This is a genomic window from Endozoicomonas sp. ONNA1, from assembly GCF_024606325.1.
GTDB lineage: Bacteria > Pseudomonadota > Gammaproteobacteria > Pseudomonadales > Endozoicomonadaceae > Endozoicomonas_A.
On the sequence record NZ_JAHHPN010000300.1, the window covers coordinates 1 to 2,607 of the forward strand.

General features: G+C 49.4%; 4 protein-coding genes. All 4 read right to left on the reverse strand.

The window, feature by feature from the left end; genetic code table 11:
• The coding region (locus tag KDK19_RS07090) for a glycosyltransferase (protein ID WP_257291631.1) at positions 1-575 on the reverse strand (575 nt) is incomplete at its 3' end.
• Between the two features lie 2 nt (positions 576-577).
• Positions 578-1,438 carry an MTAP family purine nucleoside phosphorylase gene (locus KDK19_RS07095; RefSeq protein WP_257255497.1) on the reverse strand — a complete coding sequence of 287 codons (861 nt, stop codon included), beginning with the start codon at positions 1,436-1,438 and terminating at the stop codon, positions 578-580.
• 25 nt (positions 1,439-1,463) lie between these two features.
• The gene (locus KDK19_RS07100) at positions 1,464-1,904 is read right to left on the reverse strand and encodes an arsenate reductase ArsC (protein ID WP_257255498.1); all 441 of its coding nucleotides are present in this window, start codon (positions 1,902-1,904) and stop codon (positions 1,464-1,466) included.
• Positions 1,905-1,928: 24 nt separating this feature from the next.
• Positions 1,929-2,607: radical SAM protein (locus KDK19_RS07105; RefSeq protein ID WP_257291632.1), on the reverse strand; the 679-nt coding region annotated here is incomplete at its 5' end.

Genomic DNA, 2,607 nt, shown 5'->3' on the forward strand with positions numbered 1-2,607 from the left:
CTGGTCCGACAGGGGTGGAGGTGGATCTTGTTTTGCCGGGCTTTCCAGACAAATACATGATCTTCGCCGTAACCAGTGTTGGTAGGATAGCCCTTCAGGTTTAGAAACTGTGTCCTGCTAATGCAAAACCCTTGATCTCCATAAGGACACCCCAGAACATTGGAGCGGAATCTGGCTCCCCATTCGTTGATGGATAACCGGAGGGTATGCTTGTCGTAAAACCAGAGATCAAAATAAAACAATCGTTCTGGATGCTGATTAATGGCATTCAATAAACTCTGAACGTTCCCTTTGTTCAGTATTGTGTCTGCATGCAAAAACCAGAGGTAGTCACCTGTGGCTTCTCGAGCTCCTGCGTTGAGCTGGCAGGCACGTCCTTGTTCTGCAGCGCACCAAAACCATTTGAGATGAAGCAAAGGGGGCGGAAGTTGATCCAGTTTGGCAGGGCGCTGCTGGTCCTTATAGCCAACGAGGATAATCTCGCTGCCAGCTGGAAGCAGGCTAAATTGTTCAAGAAGAACCGGCCATTCTGGCTCACCGGGACCCAGAGGCACGATTGCTGTTATGCTGGACATGATTATTTTTGCAATACTTCGAGCAATGCTTTTTGTTCCTGACCCAAGTTGTTCTCAGGGGAGAGTAGTGCTGATTTCAGTGCGCTCCTGCAGTTGCATTGGGTGTTGTCGTGGGGCGTTTCTTGTTGTTGTTTCAGATACTGTCTTAACAACTCTCTGGCCAGTGCCAGGCTTCTGTCGTATCTGGCAACGATCTGCTCAACACTGGCGTGGGCTGAAGGATCGTCCTTCCAGCAGTCATAATCGGTGGCAATGGCGATGGTTGTATAACAGAGTTGAGCTTCTCTCGCCAGAAACGCTTCAGGCACATTGGTCATGCCCACAACGTCGCACTGAGCGGCATTTTTCAGGAACAGGCTTTCTGCACGACTACCCAGCCTGGGACCGTCAACGCAGGCATAGGTTTTCTCTTTGTGCAGTCCTATCTCTGCTGAGTTAGCAGCGCTGAGCAGCTGTTCTGATTGATGATGACAACTCGGTAGTGCGGTGGAGACGTGAGCGACAAGACCGTTACCGAAAAAGCTTTTTTCCCGCTGTCCTTTTACAAAGTCGAAGTACTGACTGACCAGAGATAATTCACCAGGCGCAATTTCCTCCTGCAGGCTGCCCACCGCAGAAAGGCCTATTACCCGAGTCGCCCCCAGACTTTTTAATGCCCAGATATTGGCTCGATAATTGACTTCATGGGGCAAGAGTTCGTGGCCACTTCCATGTCTGGGCAAGAACAACAGCTTTTGTTGATTAAAAAGACCTGTCGTTATTGTACCTGAATGAGAGCCGTAAGGTGTTTCAATCTTCTGCTCATTCAATACCTCAAGTCCATCGAGTTTATAGATGCCTGTTCCGCCAATCACTGCCAGCATAATGTTTCCTTTTCATTGTGGTGAATTAATCAGACAACTGTTGGATCTGGTCGGGAAGCTGATTTACCCACACTCTGATCTCGTCTCTTACACGACGGTAAATTGCCAACGATTCTTCTTCTGTTTTCACCGATTTAGCCAGTCGGGGAGGGTCATCGAAACGTTTGAGTATGATCTGCCCCTCTTTGGGCGTTGGGCAGGTTTTATGGGCGTGATCACAAACGGTGATAATAAAGTCGAAATGTTTCTGATTCAGATCTTCAAGGGTCTGCGACAGCTGTTGGCTGATATCAATGCCCGCTTCCTGCATGACCCTGACTGCGGATGGATTGAGCCCGTGGGCTTCCAGTCCAGCGGAGAAGGTCTCATAGCCTGAAGGGAGCAGGTTTCTGGCCCAGCCTTCCGCCATCTGGCTGCGGCAGGAGTTACCTGTGCAGAGGAACAGTATCCGGGTTTTATCCATCATAAATTCCTTTTGATGTATTGATGATTAGAGTTCGCTGCAGGAAGAACCGAAAGCAAAACAGCTGTAACAGCGGTGGTGTTTCATACTGATGGTTTGAGTCAGGCTCGTTCGTAAATTTTTCCCCAGGTTGTACTCGCTATCGTCATCCACCAGTGTGCAGGCATAAACCTGCATCTGCCCATTCTGTTTGACCATCATTTTGGAAAACGCGCACATAAATTGACGACGACTCTCTTCTGTCTGGTAGCGGGTCATACAGTCTGTGCTGACATGGGGGACATCCGGTAAAGAACCGGGTGGCAGGAAATCCGGAAAGGCCACTTGTTTCATATTGACCGGCAAACCGTTCAGTTCAAAAAGATCCCTGAAGGCCTGCTCAACCTCTGCAGTGTTTTCGTCTGCTTCCATATGTCTGGCGACTGATACGTTAAAGCCCTTTTCATGGAGTAATTTCAGTCCTGAAAGAGCGGTGGCAAAACTGTCTTTACCTCGTCCTGCGTCATGCTGTTCAGCGTTTGGATGGTCCAGGCTGACTCTCAGGGAAATGGAGTAAGGGTTATCACTCAAACGGGCCAGTTCATCGAGCCTTTTGATCATGGGTGTTGTGCCGTTGGTCAGAACCAGGCAGGGGCGATGCTGAGAGGCGTAGTCCAGAATCCGGATAATGTCTTTGATGACAAAAGGCTCACCTCCGCTAAGTGAG